Annotated in this window: 19 protein-coding genes; 10 read left to right on the top strand and 9 right to left on the bottom strand. The window is 67.0% G+C overall.

Features of this window, described 5'->3' with window-relative positions; translation table 11 throughout:
- Positions 1–17 precede the first annotated feature (17 nt).
- On the top strand, positions 18–740 hold the full coding sequence (gene ubiG / locus K2Y03_RS12590; RefSeq protein ID WP_294091100.1) for a bifunctional 2-polyprenyl-6-hydroxyphenol methylase/3-demethylubiquinol 3-O-methyltransferase UbiG: 723 nt from the start codon (positions 18–20) through the stop codon (positions 738–740).
- A gap of 156 nt (positions 741–896) precedes the next feature.
- On the opposite strand, the gene K2Y03_RS12585 is transcribed toward ubiG, so the two are convergent.
- Positions 897–1580: a DUF2490 domain-containing protein gene (locus tag K2Y03_RS12585; protein ID WP_294091098.1), complete on the bottom strand. Its 684-nt coding sequence runs from the start codon at positions 1578–1580 to the stop codon at positions 897–899.
- A gap of 331 nt (positions 1581–1911) precedes the next feature.
- Between K2Y03_RS12585 and K2Y03_RS12580 the strand changes: the two genes are divergently transcribed.
- Together K2Y03_RS12580 and K2Y03_RS12575 are read left to right on the top strand one after the other, a co-directional pair.
- Positions 1912–3768, top strand: coding sequence for a methyl-accepting chemotaxis protein (locus tag K2Y03_RS12580; RefSeq protein WP_294091096.1), 1857 nt, complete (start codon positions 1912–1914; stop codon positions 3766–3768).
- A 246-nt stretch (positions 3769–4014) separates the two neighbouring features.
- On the top strand, positions 4015–4182 hold the full coding sequence (locus tag K2Y03_RS12575) for a hypothetical protein (protein WP_294091095.1): 168 nt from the start codon (positions 4015–4017) through the stop codon (positions 4180–4182).
- A 4-nt stretch (positions 4183–4186) separates the two neighbouring features.
- On the opposite strand, the gene K2Y03_RS12570 is transcribed toward K2Y03_RS12575, so the two are convergent.
- From K2Y03_RS12570 to K2Y03_RS12550, 5 genes are all read right to left on the bottom strand, one after another.
- Entirely contained in the window at positions 4187–5542 is a 1356-nt protein-coding gene (locus K2Y03_RS12570) for a HAMP domain-containing sensor histidine kinase (protein WP_294091094.1), read from the bottom strand.
- Entirely contained in the window at positions 5539–6261 is a 723-nt protein-coding gene (locus K2Y03_RS12565) for a response regulator (RefSeq protein WP_294091116.1), read from the bottom strand. The genes K2Y03_RS12570 and K2Y03_RS12565 overlap by 4 nt, the downstream gene beginning before the upstream one ends.
- Positions 6262–6351: 90 nt before the next feature.
- On the bottom strand, positions 6352–7101 hold the full coding sequence (locus K2Y03_RS12560; protein WP_294091093.1) for a hypothetical protein: 750 nt from the start codon (positions 7099–7101) through the stop codon (positions 6352–6354).
- A gap of 117 nt (positions 7102–7218) precedes the next feature.
- The gene (locus tag K2Y03_RS12555; protein WP_294091092.1) at positions 7219–7995 is read right to left on the bottom strand and encodes a thioesterase family protein; all 777 of its coding nucleotides are present in this window, start codon (positions 7993–7995) and stop codon (positions 7219–7221) included.
- Positions 7992–9530: a class I adenylate-forming enzyme family protein gene (locus K2Y03_RS12550; protein ID WP_294091091.1), complete on the bottom strand. Its 1539-nt coding sequence runs from the start codon at positions 9528–9530 to the stop codon at positions 7992–7994. The genes K2Y03_RS12555 and K2Y03_RS12550 overlap by 4 nt, the downstream gene beginning before the upstream one ends.
- Before the next feature lie 67 nt (positions 9531–9597).
- Between K2Y03_RS12550 and K2Y03_RS12545 the strand changes: the two genes are divergently transcribed.
- Both K2Y03_RS12545 and K2Y03_RS12540 read left to right on the top strand, forming a co-directional pair.
- Entirely contained in the window at positions 9598–10218 is a 621-nt protein-coding gene (locus K2Y03_RS12545; protein ID WP_294091090.1) for a glutathione S-transferase family protein, read from the top strand.
- A complete protein-coding gene (locus K2Y03_RS12540) occupies positions 10215–11012 on the top strand; it encodes an SDR family NAD(P)-dependent oxidoreductase (RefSeq protein WP_294091088.1) in 798 nt (265 codons plus the stop codon). Before K2Y03_RS12545 ends, K2Y03_RS12540 begins: the two co-directional genes overlap by 4 nt.
- A gap of 22 nt (positions 11013–11034) precedes the next feature.
- On the opposite strand, the gene K2Y03_RS12535 is transcribed toward K2Y03_RS12540, so the two are convergent.
- Complete coding sequence (locus K2Y03_RS12535) at positions 11035–11727, bottom strand: glutathione binding-like protein (RefSeq protein WP_294091086.1); 693 nt, start codon at positions 11725–11727, stop codon at positions 11035–11037.
- Between the two features lie 49 nt (positions 11728–11776).
- Complete coding sequence (locus K2Y03_RS12530) at positions 11777–12982, bottom strand: MFS transporter (protein ID WP_294091084.1); 1206 nt, start codon at positions 12980–12982, stop codon at positions 11777–11779.
- Between the two features lie 226 nt (positions 12983–13208).
- Between K2Y03_RS12530 and K2Y03_RS12525 the strand changes: the two genes are divergently transcribed.
- From K2Y03_RS12525 to K2Y03_RS12510, 4 genes are all read left to right on the top strand, one after another.
- Positions 13209–14423 carry an acyl-CoA dehydrogenase family protein gene (locus K2Y03_RS12525; RefSeq protein WP_294091082.1) on the top strand — a complete coding sequence of 405 codons (1215 nt, stop codon included), beginning with the start codon at positions 13209–13211 and terminating at the stop codon, positions 14421–14423.
- Between the two features lie 121 nt (positions 14424–14544).
- Positions 14545–15609: an acyl-CoA dehydrogenase family protein gene (locus tag K2Y03_RS12520; RefSeq protein ID WP_294091080.1), complete on the top strand. Its 1065-nt coding sequence runs from the start codon at positions 14545–14547 to the stop codon at positions 15607–15609.
- Between the two features lie 205 nt (positions 15610–15814).
- Positions 15815–18871 (top strand): TonB-dependent siderophore receptor, encoded by a 3057-nt coding sequence (locus tag K2Y03_RS12515; protein WP_294091078.1) that lies wholly within the window; start codon positions 15815–15817, stop codon positions 18869–18871.
- A 91-nt stretch (positions 18872–18962) separates the two neighbouring features.
- Positions 18963–20264 carry an MFS transporter gene (locus K2Y03_RS12510; RefSeq protein WP_294091077.1) on the top strand — a complete coding sequence of 434 codons (1302 nt, stop codon included), beginning with the start codon at positions 18963–18965 and terminating at the stop codon, positions 20262–20264.
- Here the strand turns inward: K2Y03_RS12510 and K2Y03_RS12505 are convergent.
- On the bottom strand, positions 20245–21495 hold the full coding sequence (locus K2Y03_RS12505) for a TetR/AcrR family transcriptional regulator (protein ID WP_294091076.1): 1251 nt from the start codon (positions 21493–21495) through the stop codon (positions 20245–20247). The two genes, K2Y03_RS12510 and K2Y03_RS12505, sit on opposite strands and share 20 nt — an antisense overlap.
- Positions 21496–21661: 166 nt before the next feature.
- Between K2Y03_RS12505 and K2Y03_RS12500 the strand changes: the two genes are divergently transcribed.
- Positions 21662–22229, top strand: a 568-nt coding sequence (locus tag K2Y03_RS12500; protein WP_294091074.1) for an acyl-CoA dehydrogenase family protein, incomplete at its 3' end; no start/stop codon positions are given.

Genomic DNA, 22229 nt, shown 5'->3' with positions numbered 1-22229 from the left:
AAGCGCAAGGGCAGCAGATGACGCAGACCACGATCAACCCGGCCGAGGCGCGCCATTTCGGCGCGATGGCGGCGGATTGGTGGAATCCGGCCGGCTCGTCGGCCATGCTCCACCGGCTGAACCCGGTCCGCCTCAGCTATCTGCGCGCGGTGGCCAATGCGCATTGGGCGCTGCCGGCGGCCAGCTTCACGCCGCTGGCGGGCAAGGCTGCGCTCGACATGGGGTGCGGCGCGGGCCTGTTGTGCGAGCCGCTGGCGCGGCTGGGCGCGCGGGTGACCGGGCTGGACGCGGCGCCCGAGAATATCCACGCCGCGCGCGCGCATGCCCATCAGTCCGGCCTGCGCATCGATTACCGCGTCGGCTCGGTGGAGGCGTTGGGCAGCGAGCGCTTCGACCTGATCACCAGCATGGAAGTGATCGAGCATGTGGTCGATCCGGCCGCCTTTGTGCGCGGGCTGGCCGGGGCGCTGGCGCCGGGCGGGCTGATGCTGCTGTCCACCCCCAACCGCACGGCGCTGTCACGTCTGGCGCTGATCACCCTGGCCGAGGGGACGGGCCAGATTCCGCGCGGCACGCATGACTGGCACCAGTTTCTGAAGCCCGACGAGCTGAGCGACATTTTGCGCGACGCGGGGCTGAGCGTGATCGAGACGAGGGGCCTGGGCTTTTCGCCGCTCAAGGGCTTTGTGCTGAGCGACGATCTGTCGCTCGACTATTTCATCGCGGCAACGGCGGGGTGAGATGATCTCTCCTCCTCCCCTTCAGGGGAGGAGGTCGGGAGGTGGGGCCTTTATGCCGAGCGCATCGCTATTCTGGAGGCGCTCCACCCCAACCCCTCCCCTGAAGGGGAGGGGCTTTGTCTTCAGCCATCGCCACGGGGTGACGGCTCCTGTCCCCTATAACCGCACCACCAGCCAGACATTGGCGATGTGGTTGTAGCGCGTGCCGCTGGCGCGGAACACCGTCTGGTTCAGATAGCCGGGCTCGACCGTGACGTGCTTGCTCAAGGGAATGGCGACGCCGGCGAAGGTGCGCACCTGGTCCCACCCGGCGCGCTGGCCCCAGTCGGTGGTGTTGAAGTTGTAGAAGGGTTCTGACCACAGCACGGCCGAAAGTTTCGATTTGCCGCCCAGCCGGTGCTGAAGCCGGATCTGCTGGCGCAGCCGCCAGCCGACCCCGCCAAACCCCTCGACAAAGCGTTCCTCCAGCCGGGTGCGCGACGTGATCGACAGCTTCGCCCCTGCCGGGGTGAGCGGCACTTGCAGTTGTTGCCACAGCCGGTGCTCGTTGGTCAGCGGCCGGTCGATGGGATCGGTGCGGATGAAGGCATAGCCCGACATTATCGCGCTGCGCTTGCCGATCTGCACACCGATTCCGGTGCGCAGCAGCAATTGCCCCAGCCGCTGGGCATCGTCGGTGATCCGGGGCTGCGCCTCCACAAGGAAAATCGCATCCTGCTTTATCTTGCCCTGGACGATGGCGACCGGCCAGATCTGTGCGTCCTGCTCGGCGCGGGCGGGGGCGGCGGTGCCAAGCGCGGCCAGCGCGGCAACCACAGCCGCGAGCGCGGATCGGTTCATGAGCGGCCCCCCTTTGGCGCTTGTGGTTATCAACCGTTGAACGGCCAAAAGGCGGTGCGCTTTACCCTGTTTTTTCCGCTTATGCGGCCGTTTCGATACGCGCGCCCGACACCGTGATTTTACGGCAAATTCAGTGTCAAAATAGCGTGACATTAACTTTGTCTAAGTGATTTCACTAGTATCACCAGAAACTTAGACGGCCAGTCCTCCTTGGGATGGCTGACATCGCTGTAACCTTCATTGGCGCTGCCGGGGCGGAACACCTCGATTGCAGTGTCCACCAGATACTCCACGAAGCCGTGCCGCCGGCCGTGTCAAACGGGGAACTGCAATGAAGAACTGGTCGATCAATACCAAGGTGATCACCGCACTCGGGGCAGTGGCGGTCGTCATTCTGGGGTTCAGCCTGTTCGCGCTTGCCCAGATCAGCCGGGTGAACGGCAAGGCCAGCGAAGTCGCCGGCCAATGGCTGCCGGCGGTGCGCGCGGCCAGCGGGCTGCAGCTGTCGCTGGCGGAGCTGCGCCTTTATGGCTGGCGGCATTTCACTGCCAGCGATGCCAAGGCGCTGGCCGATGCCGAGGCCAAGATCGCCGGCGAACGCACCCATTTCGACAAGCTTCGCGGCGACTATGCCCGGATGCTGAAAAGCGCGCACGACCGCGCCGATTTCGCCCGCTTCAACCAGGCGTTCGATACGCTGGAGGTGCGCAACGGCGAATGGCTGGCACTGTCGCGTGCCGGGCATCAGGCGGAGGCCATGGCGCATTTCAAGGGGCCGACGCGCAAAGCCTATGACGCGACGCGCGACGCGCTCGGCGCCATCGTGAAGCGCAGCGAAGCGGGCGCGACTGCCGCCGGGCAACAGGTCGCGGCCATTTATGCCGCATCGGTTGCGATGACGGCGGCAGCGGTCGTCGCGGTGCTGGGCATTGCGATTGGCGCGGCGATCTTCCTGCGCCGCTCGATCGCGCAGCCGATCAGCGCGATGACGAAAGCGATGACCGCGCTTGCCAGTGGCGATCTGGGTGTCGCGGTGCCCGCGCGTGACCGGCGCGACGAAGTGGGCCAGCTGGCCGAGGCCATGGAAAGCTTCAAGGAATCGGCGATCAACGAACAGCACCGCGCGGATGAAACGATGGCGGTGGTCGGCCATGTCGGCACGGCGCTGTCGGCGCTGGCGGCGGGCGATCTGACCCATCAGCTGGGCCATGAGGTGGATGGCACCTTTGCCAGCCTGCGCGACGATTTCAACAATGCGATGGCCAAGCTGCGCGAGGCGATCGGCGGCATCGGTGCGCGGGTCGAGTCGGCGCGGATCGCCGCATCCGACATCGAAATGGCGTCGACCGATCTGGCCAATCGCACCTCGCGCCAGGCGGCAAGCCTGGAGGAAACCGCCGCTGCCATTGCCGAACTGACGGACAGCGCGCGCGTCGCCGCTACGCAGGTGCGCGACGTGGCAACTGGTGCTGAAAGCGCGACCCGCGCCGCCGAACAGGGCGTGGCCGTCGCCAGCGAGTCGGCCGGGGCGATGCAGGCGATCGCCGCCAGTTCGGCGCGGATCGGGGAGATCGCCTCGCTGATCGACGCCATTGCCTTCCAGACCAATTTGCTCGCGCTGAACGCCGGGGTCGAGGCCGCGCGTGCGGGCGATGCCGGCCGTGGCTTTGCGGTTGTCGCCACCGAAGTGCGCGCGCTTGCCCAGCGCTCGGCCGATGCAGCAAAGGACGTGAAGTCGATCATCGCTTCGGCCTCTGCCCAGGTCGAGACGGGCGTGTCGCTGGTCGAGCGGTCAGGCGCGGCGCTCAACCTGATCATGACGCAGACGACGCAGGTCAGCACGCTCGCCGAACAGATCAGCGCGGTCGTTGAACGCCAGTCGGCCAGCGTTTCCCAGATCAGCGCCGCCGTCGGCGACATGAACGTTGGCACGCAGCAGAACGCGGCCATGGTTGAGGAAACCAACGCCACCTGCGTCAATCTGGCGCGAGAGGCGCGGGCGCTGGAGGATGCCGTCAACATGTTCGACATCGGCAATCGCGCGGTAGCGGCACCGGTGCGCGCGGCGCAGCCGGCGGTGGAGGCACGGCCTGCCGCACCCGTTGTGCGCGCCCGCCCACAAGCCCTTTCGCAAACCAGCGGCGCACTCGCGCTCGCCCAGCCGGATGACGATTGGGCCGAGTTTTGAGAGTCGACGCAAAAAAGCCGCTGGATGCGGCTTTTTTCGTAGCGGTTCCGGCCCGCTCCCCCACCCGGCCACCCACAAGATACTGCCGATGGGTGGCCGGGTGGGGGAGCGGGCTGGTGCCGGCAAGGGCGTGAACCGCGCCCTTCCCAAACACTCATCGAGGAACAACCCCCGTCCCAAGACTGGACGGGGCTTAACCATTTTCGCCTCTGGCCGGAAATGTAAACGCGGCGTTAACTGCCGTGCATGGCATTCGATAGACAACCGCCCATCCGCCAGGGCCATCCGATCCGCAACGTGCTGGTGCGGCGCCACCGCGCCGACGAAACCGCGCCCAGCCGCGACGAAGACCTGAAGCTGTTCGCGCTCAGCTTCACCGCCTTTTTCGTCTGCATCTACACCCTGATATTCTGACCGGTCAGGCCCCGCGCGGCAGGGTGATGGTCGCGGCCAGCCCGCCTTCGGGCCGGTTGGCGAGGGTCAGGGTACCGCCAGCCTCCTGCACGATCGCGCGCGCCAGCGTCAGGCCGAGCCCGGCGCCACCGGTATCGCTGTTGCGCGATGCTTCCAGCCGGGTGAAGGCATCGAACACGCGGTCGAGCTGATCGGGGGGCAGGCCGGGGCCGGAATCGACCACGCAAATGGTGACGCCCGCCCGGTCGGCGGCAACCAGGATTTCGGCGGCGCCCGCATATTTCACCGCATTTTCGACCAGGTTGCGCACCGCGCGTCGCATCAATGCCGGGCGCAGGCGCAGCGTGATCCGGTCAACCGGCGCGCAGGTGACGGCGGCGCCCAGCGCCTGAAAATCCGCCGCCACCGCATCGACCAGCGCGCCGACATCAACCTCCGACGCTGGCTCGCTCGGCCGGCCCAGCCGCGCGAGCGACAGAATGTCGTCGAGCATCCGGCTCATCTCGGCAATCGTCTCGGCCATGGTCGCGCGGTCGGCGTCGTCCTCCACCGACTCGATCCGCACGCGCAGCGCGGCCAGCGGCGTGCGCAAGTCGTGGCCGATCGCGCCCAGCATCCGGTCCTTCTCGTCCAGCATCGCGCCGACCCGGGTGCGCAGCGCATTGAACGCCTCCACCAGCACGCGCACCTCGATCGGGCCGCTTGCCTCGATCGGCGGTTCGGCGCTGCCGCCGGGCTTGAACCCTTCCGCCGCCGCCGCCAGCGACTGGATGGGCCGCGAGATGCGCCGGGTGATCCACAAGAGCGGCAGCAGGATGACGATATAGGTGATCAGCGTCTGCACGATCAGCACGCCGAGCAGCCGGCCGTCATCATCGGCCACGATCGAGCGCAGCTCCAGCCAGGTGCCGTCAGCGCGCTCCACGCCGATCACCAGCATCCTGCCAGAGCGCAACAGCCGTTCCACCCGTCGTGGCGGCATCAGTTGCAGCAGCGGATCGTCGGGCTGGATGCGGCGCACTTCGCTCACGATGCGGCCCGGCTTGATGCCGGCTTCAATGAGCGCCGCACGAAGGGCCTGCTCGATATCGGCACGGCCGGTGGCGGCGTTCGAAACCGGATTGTCCTGCGCCAGCCGCACACGCGCGCGCGGACCTGGCCGGAACCGGCCGGCGGCGATGCGCTCCTCGGCATCCAGCACCCGCGTCAGCGCCGGGCTGACCGCCTGCTGGATGCGCATCTGGCGGCGCCCCTGATAGATCAGCGCGAAGTTGATCGCCTGTGCGACGAACAGCGCCACCGCGATCACCAGCGCGATCTGGCTGACCAGCCGGCGCGGCCACAGGCGCAGGCGGTTCACAGCCGGGTGACTTCGGCCGCCAGCGTATAGCCGCCGCCCCACACGGTCTTGATGATTTCGGGTGCCCGGCTGTCCGGCTCGATCTTGCGGCGCAGCCGGCTGACCTGATTGTCGATCGAGCGATCAAAGGCATTCGCTTCGCGCCCCTGTGTCAGATCGAGCAGCTGGTCGCGGGTCAGCACCTGGCGCGGCCGCTGCACCAGCGCCAGCAGCAGATTATACTCACCCGTTGACAACGCCACCGACACGCCGTCGCGGTCGATCAGCGCGCGCTCGCCGGTCTTCAGTACCCAGCCGGCAAAACCATAGCTGTTCGCCTCTGGCGGGTGCAGCCGCGCGCCGCCATTGGCCACGCGGCGCAGCACCACCCGCACCCGCGTTGCCAGTTCGCGCGGGGAAAAGGGCTTCACGACATAATCGTCCGCGCCCATTTCGAGGCCGACGATCCGGTCGGTCTCCTCGGTGCGGGCGGTAAGCAGGATGACCGGCACGTCGCCCGACGCGCGGATATGTCGCGTCAGGCTCAATCCGTCTTCGCCGGGCATCATGATGTCGAGAATGGCGAGGTCGATCGCATAGGCGGCCAGCCGCTGGCGCGCCTGTTCGGCATTGGCGGCCTGGGTGACGCGAAAGCCCTGCTTGGCTAGGAAATGCGCCAGCGGCTCGCGGATCGATCGTTCGTCGTCGACAAGCAGAAGATGCGGCTGATCGGGCGTCATCGCGTCGGTCACCAGAAACAGGGAGTCAGGACGCCGGACGGGCGGGGAGGGGGTGCCCGCCCGGCGACCGGGAGTTGTCGTCCCGGTGGGTCATTGCGGTTCGGGCTGGCCCATGCCGCGCTCGGGGCGCAACATCGGGCCGTTGGGGCCGCCGCGCTGGCCGAAGCGGCCCTGCATCCGTTCGCGCACCGCCGCCATTTCAGCCTGATCGACCACCCCGTCGCGATTGGCGTCCATCCGCTCGAACGGGGCGCCATATTCGGCGCGGCTGACGCGGCCGTCGCCGTCTCGGTCCAGTCGCATGATCATCTGGCCATTGCCGAAGCGCCGGCCGCGCAGGCCGCCGCCCTGGCCGCCGCCAAAGCCCGCGGCCATTGCCTGGCCGGCGGCCTGTGCTTCCTGCTGATCGATGAAGCCATCCTTGTTGGTGTCCATCCGGTCGAACGGGGCTTCATATTCGGCACGCGTCACCCGGCCGTCTCCGTCGCGATCCAGCCGCTCGATCAAGCCAAGGCCGCCACCGCCGCCGCCAAAGCGCCCGCCGCCGCCATAGCCGGGGCCGCCCAGCGGATCGGGGCCGCCCGGGGGCGGGGGCATGCCCGGTCCCGCCTGGGCGCGGCGCTGTTCGGCAAAGGCGCGGCGCTCTTCCGGTGTCACGACGCCATCCTTGTTGGTATCCATCGCGTCAAAGCGGCGCGCGGCCTCTGCCATGGCCTGCTCGCGCGTTATCTGCCCGCCATCGCCACCCGGGGGCGGCAGCTGCACCTGCGTTGCCTGCGCCCAGGCGGTGCTCGTACCCGCGATCAGCGCCAGAACCGCGCCCGTCAACAATCGTGCCATCGCAAACCTCTTATCGCTGGAGCTGCACCCCCTGCTGTGCGCGCAGCTTAACCGCCGCATTGTCGCCGGGCTATGTCAACGCGGCGCGAAACTGTCGTAAATTGTCGCAGCGCCGGCTCAGGCGAAGATGGCGACGCTCTGCATCCCTTCGGCGACTAGCTGGCCATCGGCATTCCACACCGCCATCGTCTGGCTCGAACAGCCGCCGCGCGCAAAGCCGGAGCGCGCCGTGAGCAGCCACCAGCCATCGCGCGTCTGCGGGCTGGGGGTGAGCAGGTTGATGATCCAGGTGAGCGAGCTGAGCGGGACGAAGCCATTGTCGAACAGGCGGATCGCCGCCGGCGGCATGCCGTCTGCCATGGCGATCAGGTGGATAAAGGGGTCAAGCCCCTCATGCGCCTTCATCCGGCCCCAGCGCAGCAGCTCCGCCTTGCCGAAGCTGGGGTCTTTGAGATCGCGGAATTCCATGTTGCTGGCGAAAAAGCCTTCGGGGCCGGTCCACAGCTTGTCGCCCGGCTCCGGCGGGCGCCGGTCGGTGGCGGTGCCGGCGTCGAAATCGACCTGCGATGCCTGATCGCGCATGAACACGAAGGTCGCGCGCAGGCCAAGCCCCGCCTCACCCGTCACATCGGCCTGAATGAAGGCGGCGTTGCGGCCGCGCCGCAGCAGCTGGTGCGTTACCGTCACATCACCGGCGAGCGGGCCGACGAACGAAATCTGCGCCGAACGCAGCGGCGGCAGGTCGGGCGCGGACTGCATCGCGGCGTGGAGCGCCATCGCGGCGGACAGGCCGCCATAGGCGGTGCGGCCCTGCATCCAGTCCGCCGGCACCGTCATCCGCAGGCCCTGATCGACCGGCGTGGCAGCGGCAAGGATATCGGCAATCGTCGTCATTGGCGGGCAATCCATTGGTCGCGCAGGTCGCGCTTCAGCACCTTGCCGATCGCGCTGCGGGGAAGCTCGGCTAGCGGCTCGAGCGCGCTCAGCCGCTGGGTCTTGCCCAGGCGGTCATTCGCCCAGGCCAGAATGGCGGCGGGGTCCGCGCCGGTGCGGGCGGGCACGAAGAAGCCCAGCGGCGTCTCGCCCCAGGTGGCGCTGGGCACGCCCACCACTGCGCAATCGGCAACATCGGGGTGCTGGCGCAGCACCGCTTCCAGATCGGACGGATAGATGTTGAACCCGCCCGAGATGATCAGGTCCTTCTTGCGGTCCATCAGGATCAGGAACCCGTCCTCGTCGAACCGGCCGACATCGCCGTGGCGGATATAGCGGTTGCCGTCCGCGTCGAACCATTCGGCGGCGCGCGTCGCCTCTGCCCGGCGGTGATAGCCGGTCATCATCGCCGGGCTGCGGCCGACGACTTCGCCGGTGGCGCCGGGCGGCACTTCGCGCCCGTCCTCGTCGATCAGGCGGATGTCGTGCCCCTCTGCCGGCTGGCCGACGCTGTGCAGCTTGTCGGGGTGGGCGGTGCAGTTCAGGATGGTCGTGCCGCCGCCCTCGGTCATGCCGTAATACTCCACCAGCAGCCCCGGCCAGCGGTGGACGACATCGGCCTTCAGCGCCGCCGAAAAGGGGGCCGAGGTGCAGGTCTTCAGGCGAAAGCTGGACAGGTCGAACCGGTCGAACTCAGGGTCGGCCATGATCCGCTGATACTGGACCGGGACCAGCATCGCATGGGTCGCGCGGTGCGCCTGCGCCAGTTCCAGAAAGCGGCGGGCGTCGAACTTCGACATCAGCACGGCGGTGCCGCCCCAGGCCATTGTCGGCAGGAAGACGACGAGCGTCGTGTTTGAATAAAGCGGCGTCGCCACCATGGTGACGGCGGTGTCGAAGCCCGCCGTCTTGTTGCGGTGGATATGCTGCCAGCGCATCGCATGGCTTTGCACGATGCCCTTGGGCGTGCCGGTGGTGCCCGATGAATAGATGATGTTGAACGGGTCGCCCGGCGCAATGGCGGCGGGGGCCGGGCGGGTGCCCGCGGGCGCCAGCCAGGCGTGATGTTCGGCACTGCCCATTTCGATGATGCGGGCGTTGATCGTCTTGCCCGCCAGCGCGGCGGTGCCGGCCGCGTCGGTGAACAGGTGCGCGGCGCCGCTGTCGTTCACCATCGCCGCCAGCTGATCGGGTGTCGCGCTGGGGGCAAGCGGCGCCGCCGCGCCGCCGGCGCGCAGCGTGCCCAGAAAGATGGTGGCATAATCGATCGAGGGCGCAGCGAGGATCGCCACCGCCTGGCCATGCGACAACCCGTCGCGCTGCAACGCGGCGGCCACCCGGTCCATCGTAGTGTCGAGCCCGGCATAATCGAGCGCTGCATCGCCGGCCACCAGCGCGGGCTTTTCCGGCTGGACGGCGGCATGGGTGCGGATCAGATCAGGCAGCACCGCGAAATCGCTGTCCAGCATCGCGGCAGCATGTGTCTCATTGCTCATCGCAGCAATCGCTAGGCGAGCGCGAAATGAAATGCCATACGCCAGCTTCGAAAAAGCATTTCGGAGGATGCACGTGCTGCTTTACGACGCGCCCAACCCGGCCCCCAATCCGCGCCGGGTGCGGATGTTTCTGGCCGAAAAGGGGCTGAAGCTCCAGATGAAGAGCGTGTCGATCCCGGCGGGTGAACATCGCTCGTCCGAATATCTGGCGGTCAACCCGCTGGGCCAGGTGCCGGCGCTCCAGCTCGACGATGGCGAGGTGATTACCGAAAGCGTCGCCATCTGCCGCTTTCTGGAGGCGCTGAACCCCGATCCGCCGCTGTTCGGCAAGGGGGCCAAGGGCATTGCCGAGGTCGATATGTGGCTGCGCCGGGTGGAACTGCGGCTGATGATGCCGATTGCGATGGTGTGGGCGCATACCCACCCGTTCACCGCCAGGGTGGTGAAGCCGCAGTACAAGGACTTTGGCGAGAGCAACCGCCCGCGTGTCGATGCCGAGCTGCGGCGGATCGACGCGGCGCTGGCCGGGCGCAGCTTCATTGCCGGCAAGGATTATTCGATGGCCGATATCGTGCTGCTGACGACGATCGATTTCGCCAGCTTCATCGGCATGTCGCTGCCCGACGATGCGCCCGCACTTGCCGACTGGCATGCCAGGGTCAGCGCCCGCGCGAGTGCAGCGGCATGAGCGGCACGATGGCGGGGCGGGTGGCCATCGTCACCGGCGGCGGCACCGGCATTGGCGCAGCGGTGGTGCGCCAGCTGGCGGCGCGGGGCGTGCGCTGCGTGATCAACTATGCGCACAGCCGCGACGAGGCCGAGGCGTTGGCGCACGAACTGGGCGACGGCGCCATCGCGGTGCAGGCCGATATCGTCGATGACGCGCAGTGCCGCGCGCTGGCGGCCTCGGCGCAGGCGGCGTTCGGGCGGATCGACTTTCTGGTCAACAATGCCGGGCGCACCAAATTCGCCAATCATGAAGATCTGGAGGCGCTGTCGGCCGATGATTTCGTCGACATCTATCAGCTGAACGTGATCGGCGCGTTCCAGATGATCCGTGCCTGTGCGCCGGCGCTGAAGGAGGGGGATGCGAGCGCGGTCGTCAACATCGCCTCGGTCGCGGGCGTATTCGGCATCGGTTCGTCGGTGGCCTATGCCGCGTCGAAGGGCGCGATGCTGACGATGACCAAGAGCCTGGCGCGCGTGCTGGCCCCGGCGATCCGGGTGAATGCGGTGGCGCCGGGCTATGTCGGCACCGGCTGGTTCGAAAAGCGGCTGGGGGCGGAAGGCTTTGCCCGGCTGAACGCGCGGATTGCCGGGGCGACGCCGATGGCGATGGCGGCGGGACCGGATGACATTGCCGGCCCGGTCGTGATGCTGCTCGACCCCGCCGGGCGCGGCATTACCGGCGAGACGATGCTGGTCGATGCCGGTGCCCATCTGGACATTGGCCTGTCGCGGCGGCCGGGGCGCGAGGTTTAGCCCGCCGGCCGCCGCTTCGGGTTCAGGCGGCGGGCGCGGTCTGGCCGAACAGCACCTTCTTCATCTCGTCGGTCATCGCGGTCGGCGTGGCGATGGCCTTGCCCTTGGCATAGGCCTCGATCGTTGCGGGGCGCGCGGCGATGCCCTCGAACCAGCGCTTCAGATGCGGGAAATCCTCCAGCTTCTGGCCCTGAATCTCATGGGGCACGATCCAGGGATAGCAGGCCATGTCGGCAATCGAATAATCGCCGGCAATATAGTCGCGCCCGTCAAGCTGCTTGTTCAGCACGCCGTACAGGCGGTTGGTTTCGTTGACATAGCGGTTGATCGCATAGTCGATCTTTTCCGGTGCATAGCGATTGAAATGGTGGTTCTGGCCCAGCATCGGCCCCAGCCCGCCCATCTGCCACATCAGCCACTGGATGGTCTCGAACCGCTGGCGCAGGTCGGCCGACAGGAACTTGCCGGTCTTTTCGGCCAGATAGAGCAGGATCGCGCCCGATTCGAACAGGCTGACCGGCGCGCCGCCATCGGCCGGGGCATGGTCGATGATTGCGGGCATACGGTTGTTCGGCGCGATCTTCAGGAAATCGGGCTTGAACTGATCGCCTGCACCGATGTTGACCGGCGAGATGCGATAGTCGAGGCCGGCTTCCTCCAGAAACATCGTGATCTTGTGGCCATTGGGGGTGGGCCAATAGAAAAGCTCGATCATGCGGGCGTCACTCCTTTGCTGCGCCTGCCAAGTGGGGGGCGGGGGGCGATCATGCAACGGCCGGCTGCTGCCGCCGGGTCGCCAGCAGCGCGAGAAGCGCGAGCAGCCCCAGCGCCGAGGCAAGCAGGAACGCCGCGCCCGGAAAGCCGCGCGCAACGCCTGCCGCCAGCGCCTGTGTCAGCATCACCGTGGCGATGATGGTGGCAACCGTCCCCAGGCTGCCGAGCCCGCCTTGCAAAGCGCCCTGTTCCGACGCGCCGGCCATGCGCGACAGCATGCCGTTGAGCGCCGGGGTCGCCATGCCGGCAAACCCGCCGATCAGGAACAGCGCATAGGCCTGAAACCCGGTTTGAACCAGCGCATAGAGCGCGAAGGTCACGATGCCGGCGATCATCGCGAACACCGCGGTGCCCCGCTCGCCAAGGCGCTTGATCGCGCGGCCGGTCAGCCCGATCTGCACCGCCGCCATGATCACGCCGACATAGGCCAGCGACAGGCCGATGGCGCGCCCGTCCCAGTTGAGCCGTGCGGTAGCCCAGAACGACCAGGTCGCGGGATAAATGCAATAGGCCAGCTGCCACAGGAACAGCGCGACCAGCAGCGGCGCCGCCGCGCGCTGGGCAAAGACCGGGCGGAACGAGGCGATGATGTTGGCGCGTCGCCAGTCGAACGGGCGGCGGTTTTCCGGCGTCAGCGTTTCCGGCAGCAGGACGAGCATGGTGAGTGCATTGGCCCCCGCGATGACGGCCGCCGCAATGAACGGCGCGCGCGGCCCCAGCCCTGCCAGCAAGCCGCCGATTGCCGGGCCGATGACGAAGCCCACCCCGAATGCCGCGCTCATCAGCCCGAACCGGCGGGCGCGTTCGGCGGGCGGCGTCACGTCGGCGATCACGGCATTGGCCGGCGCATAAACGGCGCCGGCCACGCCCGCCAGCGCGCGGCCGACGAACAGCCACAGCAAAGAGTCGGCCAGCGCCATCAAAGCGTAATTGGCCGCGAAGGCCAGCATCGAGAACATCAGTACCGGCCGCCGCCCGAACCGGTCCGCCAGATTGCCCAGCACCGGCCCGGCGAAGAACTGGGTCAGCGCGAACACCGCGACCAGATAGCCCGCGATCCGCGTTGCCGCCTCCAGATCGACATGCCCCACCCGCATGATGAGCGCCGGCAGCACCGGAATGACGATGCCGAAGCCGATCGTGTCGATCAGGACGGCGGCAAACACCATCATCACCGCGCGCTTTTCGTTCACCATGCCGGCCCCGCCTCCCTGCTAAGTAGAACGTCTCGTGGATACTGCGACAACGTTTTTGCGATGTCTGCTTAGCGGATTCCATGCCGCCCGGCCATGGCGGTGCGGGGGCGGCGCGGGCGTGTTGGCGATGTCCATCAGCCACGCTGCCCCCTTTGCACCGGGCATCGATCTATGCCATGCCTCGCCATACCCGATATTCGGATTCGAGACATAGGGAGTGAAGAGGATGGCCACCGCCCCCGAGCTTGAAGCGCGCACGCTGGATGATTTCCGGGCCGAAGCGCGTGCATGGCTTGCCGACAATTTCCCCGCATCGCTGCGCGGCAAGGACAATCTGATGGCGACGCTGGAAGCGCCGCACGAACCGAGTGACGACGAACGCGCCTGGACCCGCGCCATGGGCGAAAAGGGCTGGGGCGTGCCGACCTGGCCGGCGGCCTATGGCGGCGGCGGGCTGAGCCGGGGCGAGGCGCGCGTGCTGGCCGAGGAAATGGGCCGCATCGGCGCGTGGAACCCGATTGGCGGGATGGGCGTGATGATGTTCGGCCCCACGCTGCTGGAATATGGCAATGAGGCGCAGAAGCTGGAGCATATTCCCGCCATCGCCCGGGGCGAGGTGCGTTGGTGCCAGGGCTATTCGGAGCCGGGCGCGGGGTCCGACCTCGCCAGCTTGCAGACCTTTGCCGAGGATATGGGCGACCATTATCTGGTCAACGGGCAGAAGACCTGGACCAGCGGCGGCCAATGGGCCGACAAATGCTTTGCGCTGGTCCGCACCGACAAGACGAGGAAGCATGAGGGCATCAGCTTCCTGCTGATCGACATGAAGGCGCCGGGCGTGGAAGTGCGCCCGATCCGCATGATTTCCGGCAATTCGCCCTTCTGCGAAACCTTCTTCACCAATGTGAAGGTGCCCAAGGAAAATCTGGTCGGCATGGAAGGCCAGGGCTGGACGATCGGCAAGCGGCTGCTCCAGCATGAGCGCAGCTCGCTCTCGGGTGGCGGCTCGGCCGCGTCGCGCATGTTCGCCGGCAAGCCGCTGGGGCAGCTCGCCAAGGATTATCGCGGCGCGAACGACGCGGGCCAGGTGAGCGATCAGGACCTGCGCATGCGCATCGTCCGCCACGAAATGGACCAGCGCGCCTTCATGCTGACGCTGCGTCGTGCGGCACTCGAAGCCAAGTCGAACCAGGGGCCGTCGGCGGCCACCTCGATCATGAAGAATGTCGGCGCGCGGCTGACCCAGGACCGTGCCGAGCTGTCGGTGGAGATCATGGGCATGGCCGGGCTGGGCTGGGAAGGCGAGGGCTTCAGCGAGGCCGAACTGACCCAGACCCGCACCTGGCTGTGGGGCAAGGCGGTGTCGATCTATGGCGGTTCGACCGAGATCCAGAACAACGTCATCGCCAAGCGCATTCTGGGCATGCTGGACCACCAGTAAGCCCGTCAGGATCAATCATGCACCCGGCGCCGTCCGCTGATGCGGGGCAGCGGCGCCGGCGGGGCGGAGCGCGGCGCGAAACACGCCTGCCGCCCCGCCACCGGGGAGAGGGAGTAGAGACATGGCAGTGCTGAACGAAGAACAGACCATGCTGCGCGACATGGTGCGCGAATGGACCGACAATGAATCGCCCGTCACCGCGTTCCGCGCGATGCGCAATGCAGCGCCAGCCGAAGGTTTTGACCGTGATGCCTGGGGCAAGATGGCCGAAATGGGCCTGGCCGGCATCGTCATTCCGGAAGAATTTGGCGGCACCGCCTTCGGCTATCTGTCGCTCGGGCTGGTGCTGGAGCAATTGGGCCGCAACCTGACCGCGTCGCCGCTCGCCGCCACCTCGGCCGCTGCGACCGCCATCGTGCTGGGCGGCAGCGACGCGCAAAAGGCGCACTGGCTGCCGCGCGTCGCCGATGGTTCGGTGGTTGCCGCGCTGGCGGTGGATGAAGGCCCGGTCCACAACCCGGCCAAGATCACGGCGAGCGTGACGGGCGGCAAGCTGACCGGCACCAAGGCCTTTGTGGCCGAAGGGGACAGTGCCGGTGTCTTCGTGGTGGCGGCCACCGACGGCCTGTATCTGGTCGACGGCGCCGCTGCCGGCATCGCCCGTTCGACGCGCCGGATGACCGACGCGCGCAGCCATGCCGAGGTGCGTTTTGACGGCGTGCCGGCCGAAAAGCTGGACGTGGCGACTCAGGCAATTGTCGACCGCGCGACGGCGGCCACCTGTGCCGAAATGCTGGGTCTGGCCGTGCAGGCGTTCGAGACGACCAATGATTATCTCAAGACGCGCGTGCAGTTCGGCCAGCTGCTGTCCAGCTTCCAGGCGCTGCAGCACCGCATGGCCAAGATGTTCACCGAGATCGAGCTGATGCGCTCCGCCGTCGAGGGGGCGTTCGAGGCGATCGACAGCGGCCGTTCGGACGTGGACCAGGCGGTGAGCCTGGCCAAAGCCGTGGCAGGCGACACCTGCAAGCTGGTCAGCCGCGAGATGATCCAGCTGCATGGCGGCATCGGCATGACCGACGAACATGACGCCGGCTTCTACATCAAGCGCGCCGCCGTGCTGGAGGCGATGTGGGGCAATGCCGCCTATCATCGCGAGCGTTTTGCCCGGCTGAACGGCTATTGATCGCGCCGCCCCTGCGGTGGTTTGCAGCGATTTGAACCATGGTTCCGGCGCGGGTTCGTCCGCGCCGGCGCTGTGCTTTTCGCGCCACGGCTGGAAAACGTAGCGCATTGCAACTAGTGTTTTGCTTGACGGGCACGCTTTGAGCGTGTCAATTCGAGGTTGCGGTACGGCGCCCGACAGTGGCCCGGCCAGATGGGAGAGTGGGATGCGTAAATCGAAGTTCCTTGCCGCCAGTGCCGGTGTTGCGCTGGCGGTTGCCTTTGTTACTCCGGCTGCCGCACAGGACCGGCCGGCCGACAAGCCGGTAACGCTGGTGCAGGATGCCCCCGCCCAGGGCGGCGAGGAGCCCGTTCAGCAGGACGTGGTCGTCACCGGCTCGCTGATCAAGGGCACGCCTGAAAATGGCGCGCTGCCCGTCGACGTGATCACCGCCGAGGAACTGGCCCGCCGCGGCGCGCCGACCGCGCTCGATTTCATCAAGCAGCTGCCCAGCTCGTCGGGCGTGCTGGGCGACGCCAACCAGTTCGACTCCCGCTCGCAGGGGTCGGAAGGTGTGGCCAGCGTCAACCTGCGCGGCCTGGGGCCGCAGCGTACGCTGGTGCTGCTCAATGGCCGTCGTAACGTGTTTGCCGGCACCGGCGTGCCGGTGGTGGACATCAACCTGATGCCGATTGCCGCCATCGGCCGCATCGAAGTGCTGAAGGACGGCGCGGCCGCGACCTACGGGTCTGACGCGATCGCCGGCGTGGTGAACTTCATCACCCGCACCGATCTGCGCGGGCTGCAGGCCGACTTCAACTATCGCTACATCGATGGTTCGGCGGGCGATTATCAGGCCGGCCTGTCTTACGGCGTGAAGAAGGAGAATTTCTCGGCGCTCGCGTCGTTCGGCTATCAGCGCCGCAACGAGCTGCGCACCACCGCGCGTCAATTTGCCGTCCAGCCCTATCAGAACAACCCGCAGGGCGGCTTCTCCGGCGGCGGCAGCCCGGGCAATTTCGGCTTTGGCGGCACCCCCAACTTCGTGCGCGATCTGGGCTGTACGGCGCTGGGCGGCTTCCGCTCGCTGCCGGGGTCGACCACCGACCGCTGCTTCACCAATTTCGGCCAGTTCGACAATCTGGTCGAGCCCGAGGACCGGTATCAGGCCTATCTCGAAGCCAAGATCGATCTGGCGAGCAATCTGCGGTTCGACGTGTCGTTCCTGTACGGCTCGTCGTCGACGCGGATCACCACGTCGCCCAGCTATCTGCCGACGCTGCCGCCATCGGCCAACGCGGCAAGCGGCGGCGGCGGTCTGTTCGTCATCCCGACCTATGCGCCGGCGCTGCGTGACTATTGCGCGCTTTATGGCGCGCAGTCGGGCTGCGTGACGGCGGGCGGTGCGCCGGTTGCGCCGGCAATTGCCTTCCCGGTGCTGTTCCGACCGTTCCTGAACGGCGGCAACCCGCTGTTCCAGACGCTGCCCGGCAATGACCGCGGCTCGGCATTCAGCCAGCGCCAGTCGGACACGTTCCGCATCAGTTCGGGCCTGAAATGGGATATCAATTCCAGCCTGACGCTCGACACGGCCTTCACCTATTCCGAATATAATCGCGGGATTGAGGGGACGGACACGTTCGGCGACCTGCTGCAGAACGCGCTGGCCGGCTTTGGCGGCGCGAACTGCGCCTTCCGCACGCCCGCGCAGCGCGCCGGGCTGACGGCGGCACAGCTGGCGGCGGCCGCGGGTACCAATGGCTGCACCTTCTTCAACCCCTTCTCCACCGCCATTCCGGGCAATCCGGTGACCGGGCAGGTCAACCCGACCTTTGCCGGCACGCGCTCGCCGGCGGGGTTCAATCTCACGCCGGGCGCGGGCCTGATCAACGATCTGGCGACGATCGATGATTTCTTCCGCACCTCGCGCAGCGACACGCGCACCACGCAGCTGGTGGGTGAAGCGGTCCTTTCGGGCAAGACCGGGCTGAAGCTGCCCGGCGGCGACATCGCCTTCGCCTTTGGCGCGCAGTATCGCCGCGATTACTACGCGATCCGCTACAATGCCGATGCCGATCTGCGCAACAATCCGTGCCCGGGTTCGCCGCTCAACCCGGCGGCGACCTGCAACCCGCAGACCGGCGCGCTGGGCTTCTTGGGCACCAACCTGCCGCGCGCCATCACCGGCGACGTGATCGCGCTCTATGGCGAATTGCAGGCGCCGATCACCGACACGCTCAACGCGCAATTCTCGGCCCGCTTCGAGGATTATGGCGGCCGCGTCGGTTCTACCTTCAATCCGCAGGGCCGCATCCGCTGGCAGGCGACGCCGTGGCTGGCGCTGCGCGCCGGTGGCGGCACCACCTTCCGCGGCCCGCCGCCGCAGAATCTGGACGGCAACGTCACCTCGCTGCAGGTGATCGGCTCGGCCTTCCGCGCGGTGGATGTGAACGGGAACCCGAACCTGCGCCCGGAAACCGCCACCACCTATTCGGCGGGCATCATCCTGGGTTCGGGCGGGTTCAGCGCGACCATCGATTACTGGCGCTATGAGTTCAGTGGCCCGATCGAAGGCGAGCCCGTATCGGGCATCGTCGCCGCCATGTTCGGCGCCACCGGCAATGCCAATTGCGGCAACGCCGCCTTTGCCAACCTGCAGGCGCGCTTCACCTTCACGGCGGCCGGCTGTGGCATCGGCAACGTGCAGCGGCTGCGCACCCAGCTGGTCAACAGCGCCAACCTGACCACGTCGGGCCTCGACTTCCAGGCCGATTACAAGTGGGACTGGGGCCAGTGGAACCTCGCCGTCGGCGTGAACGGCACCTACATCATCGACTACCAGACGCAGAATGTGGTGGTTGAGGGCATCACGGTGCAGCCGGCGTTCGATGCGGTGGGCAAGCTCAATTTCCAGACCACCGCCTATCCGCTGCCGCGCGTGCGTGGCTTCGGCTATTTCGACCTGCGCCGGGGCATCCACAGCGTGCGGTTCCAGGCCAATTACATCGATGGCTATACCGACCAGCGCACCGATGCGATCTTCGGCCCCAATACCGGCGCCCTGGCAGGTGCATCGGTGACTGGGGGCAAGAACATCGGTTCGTTCACCACGCTCGATTTCACCTATCGGGTTAGCCTGAAGAGCAACACCACGGGCTTTGTGTCGGTTCAGAACCTGCTCGACGCGCAGCCGCCCTTCGCCCGGCTCGACTTCAACTACGACCCGTTCACGGCCACGCCGCTCGGGCTCAACCTGCGCGTCGGTATCTCGCAGCGTTTCTAAGCGACGCGCGATGCACTGATTGCTGGCCGCCGCCTGAACTTTCCCCTCAGGCGGCGGCTTTTTTGTAACGGCCAGCAGGAGAGCCGCCCCCATGGCGACCGCGCCCACCATGTCGATCGGCCAGAACGAAGCCGATGCCCGCGCGCTGAAACGGCGCGGGTGGACGCTCGCGCTGCTGACGCTCGTCTATTTCTTCAGCTTCATGGATCGCTACATCCTGTCGATCCTGCTCGAGCAGATCAAGGCGGACCTCAACCTGAACGACACCCAGCTCGGCCTGCTGTCTGGGCTGGCGTTCGCCGTCTTCTACGCAACGCTCGGCATTCCGGTCGCGTGGCTGGCCGATCGGGGCAGCCGGCGCAACATCATCGCCATCGCGCTGGCCTTGTGGAGCGCGATGACGGCGTTGTGCGGCACCGCGCAGAATTTCGTCCAGCTGCTCATCTACCGCATCGGCGTGGGGGTAGGGGAGGCCGGCTCCAGCCCGCCCAGCCACTCGATCATCGCAGACCTTTACCCGCCGGAAAAGCGCGCCGGCGCGATGGGCATCTATGCCACCGGCGTTGTGCTGGGGGGCGGCTTTGGCGCGATCATCGGCGGGCTGATCGCGTCCGCCTATGGCTGGCGCTGGGCGATGGCGGCGGTCGGCCTGCCGGGTATCATTCTGGCGATCGTCGTGCGGCTGGTAATGGTGGAGCCGCGCCGGGGCCTGTCAGACCCCGGCCATGTGCGCCACGCGGGCGACATGCCGCCGCTCAGCGAGGGGCTGCGCACGTTGCTCCAGTCTCCGGCGGCGCTGCACCTGATCCTGGGCGTCACGGTCACCTCGCTCATCGGCTATGCGACCGCCAATTTCGGGCCCAGCTTCCTGCAGCGCTCCTATGACCTGACACTGCGGCAGGTGTCTTTGATCTATGCGCCAGCGATTGCCCTCACCGGCGCGCTGGGCGGCGTGGTTGGCGGCCGGCTCGCCGATTATCTGGGGCGGCGCTATGGCCTGCACCTGCAGGGCTGGCTGGTGGCCATCCTGAAGCTGATGGCGCTGCCGTTCACGCTGACCTTCTATCTCAGCGGCAATTTCACCACCGGCTTCGTGGCAATCATCCTGTCGACTTTGCTCGCCTCCAGCTATCTGGGGCCAAGCTTCGCGCTGATCCAGGGGCTGGCGCCCACCCGCATGCGCGCGGTGTGGGCGGCGATCACGCTGCTCATCATCAACCTCATCGGGCTGGGGTTGGGGCCGAGCCTGGTCGGCATCATGAGCGACCTGCTCAAACCTCGCTTTGGCGCCGAATCGCTGCGCTATTCGCTGGTCATCATCAGCATGGCGACGCCCTGGGCGCTGTTCCACTATTGGCGCGCCGGCGTGCTGCTCAAGCGGATGCCGCGCTGATCACCATGTCGTCGAACAGGCCATAGGCGAGCGTGGAGGCGTAATAGGCAATCGCCCGCGTGCGCGGCATGGTGCTGGCCCATTTGCGCATGTCGAACGCCGCGTTCTGCAGCGCCATCAGCGCCTGGGCTGCGATCAGCGGATCGATGGCGCGCACTGATCCCTCCGCAATGCCGTCGCTCATCATGCCGGCATAGCGCCGGGCGATGCGGTTGGAGCGCGCGATCAGCGCCTTGCGCTCGTCGCGCGGCAGGCCGGAGAGCGCGGTTGTCCGCATCAGCGGGCCGGCGGAGGAGAACTGGAAATCCAGCAGCGTTGCGATCACGCTTTCCAGCCGGTGCCAGTGGCTGCCCGGCACGGCCTCCGCCTGGCGCTGCGCGGCGGCGATCGTGTCCAGGCTGCGCTCGTAACAGGCCAGCACCAGATCGTCCTTGGCATCCAGATGGTGATAGAAGCTGCCCTTGGTGACGTTGAGCTGCGACGTGATCTTCTGGACAGAGGCGCCACGATAGCCGAGCTGGTTGATCAGCCGCGTCGCCGCCAGCAGAAAGGCGCCCCGGCCCGGCTCGTTATCCACCGCCGGCAGCTCGATCATCGTCGGCGCCCAGCTGGCGCCATCGGCGGCAATGCCGCGCGCGAACACCGCCATCAGCCGCGCTTCGACCCGGTCATACTGGTCGGGCTCATACCGGCCCAGCCACACCGGCAGCCAGAAGGTGTTTTCCAGCAGCACATGCGCACGCGCGCCATAAAGGTCGGTGTGCACCCGCGTCTCACCCGGGCCCCACAGCCCGCGCGTGCGCCGGAACACCTCGCGCCAGCCCGCCATCAGCCGCCCCAGCGCCGGCTCCTCCATCGCGCGCAGGTCTGACAGCACGGCAAAGGGCGTGGCCTCGCCGCGTTCGATTCGCGCCAGCCGCTCCATGTTCAGCCGCAGATAGCGCGCCACCCGCGCCTGTGGCGTTGCCTCGTGCATGGCCTCGGCCAGCATCTGCTGCAGCTGGTCGAGCGTGTAATCGAAACAGGCGGCGGCCAGATCTTCCTTGCGCTTGAAGTAATAGGTGACGCTGGTGGTGTTCAGCCCCACCCGCCGCGCGACATCGGCAAAGGTCATGCCCTTGGCGCTGTGTTCGTTGATTGCCTGCGCGGCGGCGGCAAGAATGGCGTCGCGTTTCGCGCGATAGCGTTCCGTGCTGTAATCCGCCGTTTCCAGCGTCGTCGTCCCCGCCATGACGCCAGCTTATCAGCATCTTTTCGAACGAACAGTCCCTTTCCACACCCGTGCGCGCCGCCGAATTCGTATGCGAAAAGGAGGGGATGCGAATCGACCGACGGCGCTTTACCGAATACCCGGTACGGTCTAAGCCAGGCCAGCAAGAGAACAGGAGAGGCGCCCCATGGACTTCACGCTCAGCGACCGCGAAACCTATTTCCGCGACCGGGTGAAGGACTTTATCGACCGCGAAATCCGCCCCCGCAATCACATCTATCACGAGCAGGCGCATACCGGCGAACGCTGGAAGGTGATTCCGGTGATCGAGGAAGTGAAGGTGAAGGCCAAGGCGGCCGGGCTGTGGAACTTCTTCATGCCGCCCCATTCGGGCCAGGCGCATGTCGATGACAGTTTCGAGTTCGAAGGCACCCAGCTGACCAATCTGGAATATGCCCTGTGCGCCGAGGAAATGGGCAAGATCGGCTGGGCCAGCGAGTGCTTCAACTGTTCCGCGCCCGACACCGGCAACATGGAAGTGCTGATGCGCTATGGCACGCGCGCCCACAAAGAGGCGTGGCTGCGCCCGCTGATGAATGGCGAAATCCGTTCCGCCTTCCTGATGACCGAGCCGGCGGTGGCCAGTTCGGACGCGACCAACATCGAAACCAGCATGGTGCGCGACGGCGATCATTATGTGATCAACGGCACCAAATGGTGGTCGAGCGGGGTGGGCGATCCGCGCTGCAAGATCG

It is taken from the genome of Sphingomonas sp. (genome assembly GCF_019746015.1).
Classification (GTDB): Bacteria; Pseudomonadota; Alphaproteobacteria; order Sphingomonadales; family Sphingomonadaceae; genus Sphingomonas.
Note: the sequence above shows the minus strand (reverse complement) of the source record. Positions and strands in the feature narration are given on the sequence as shown.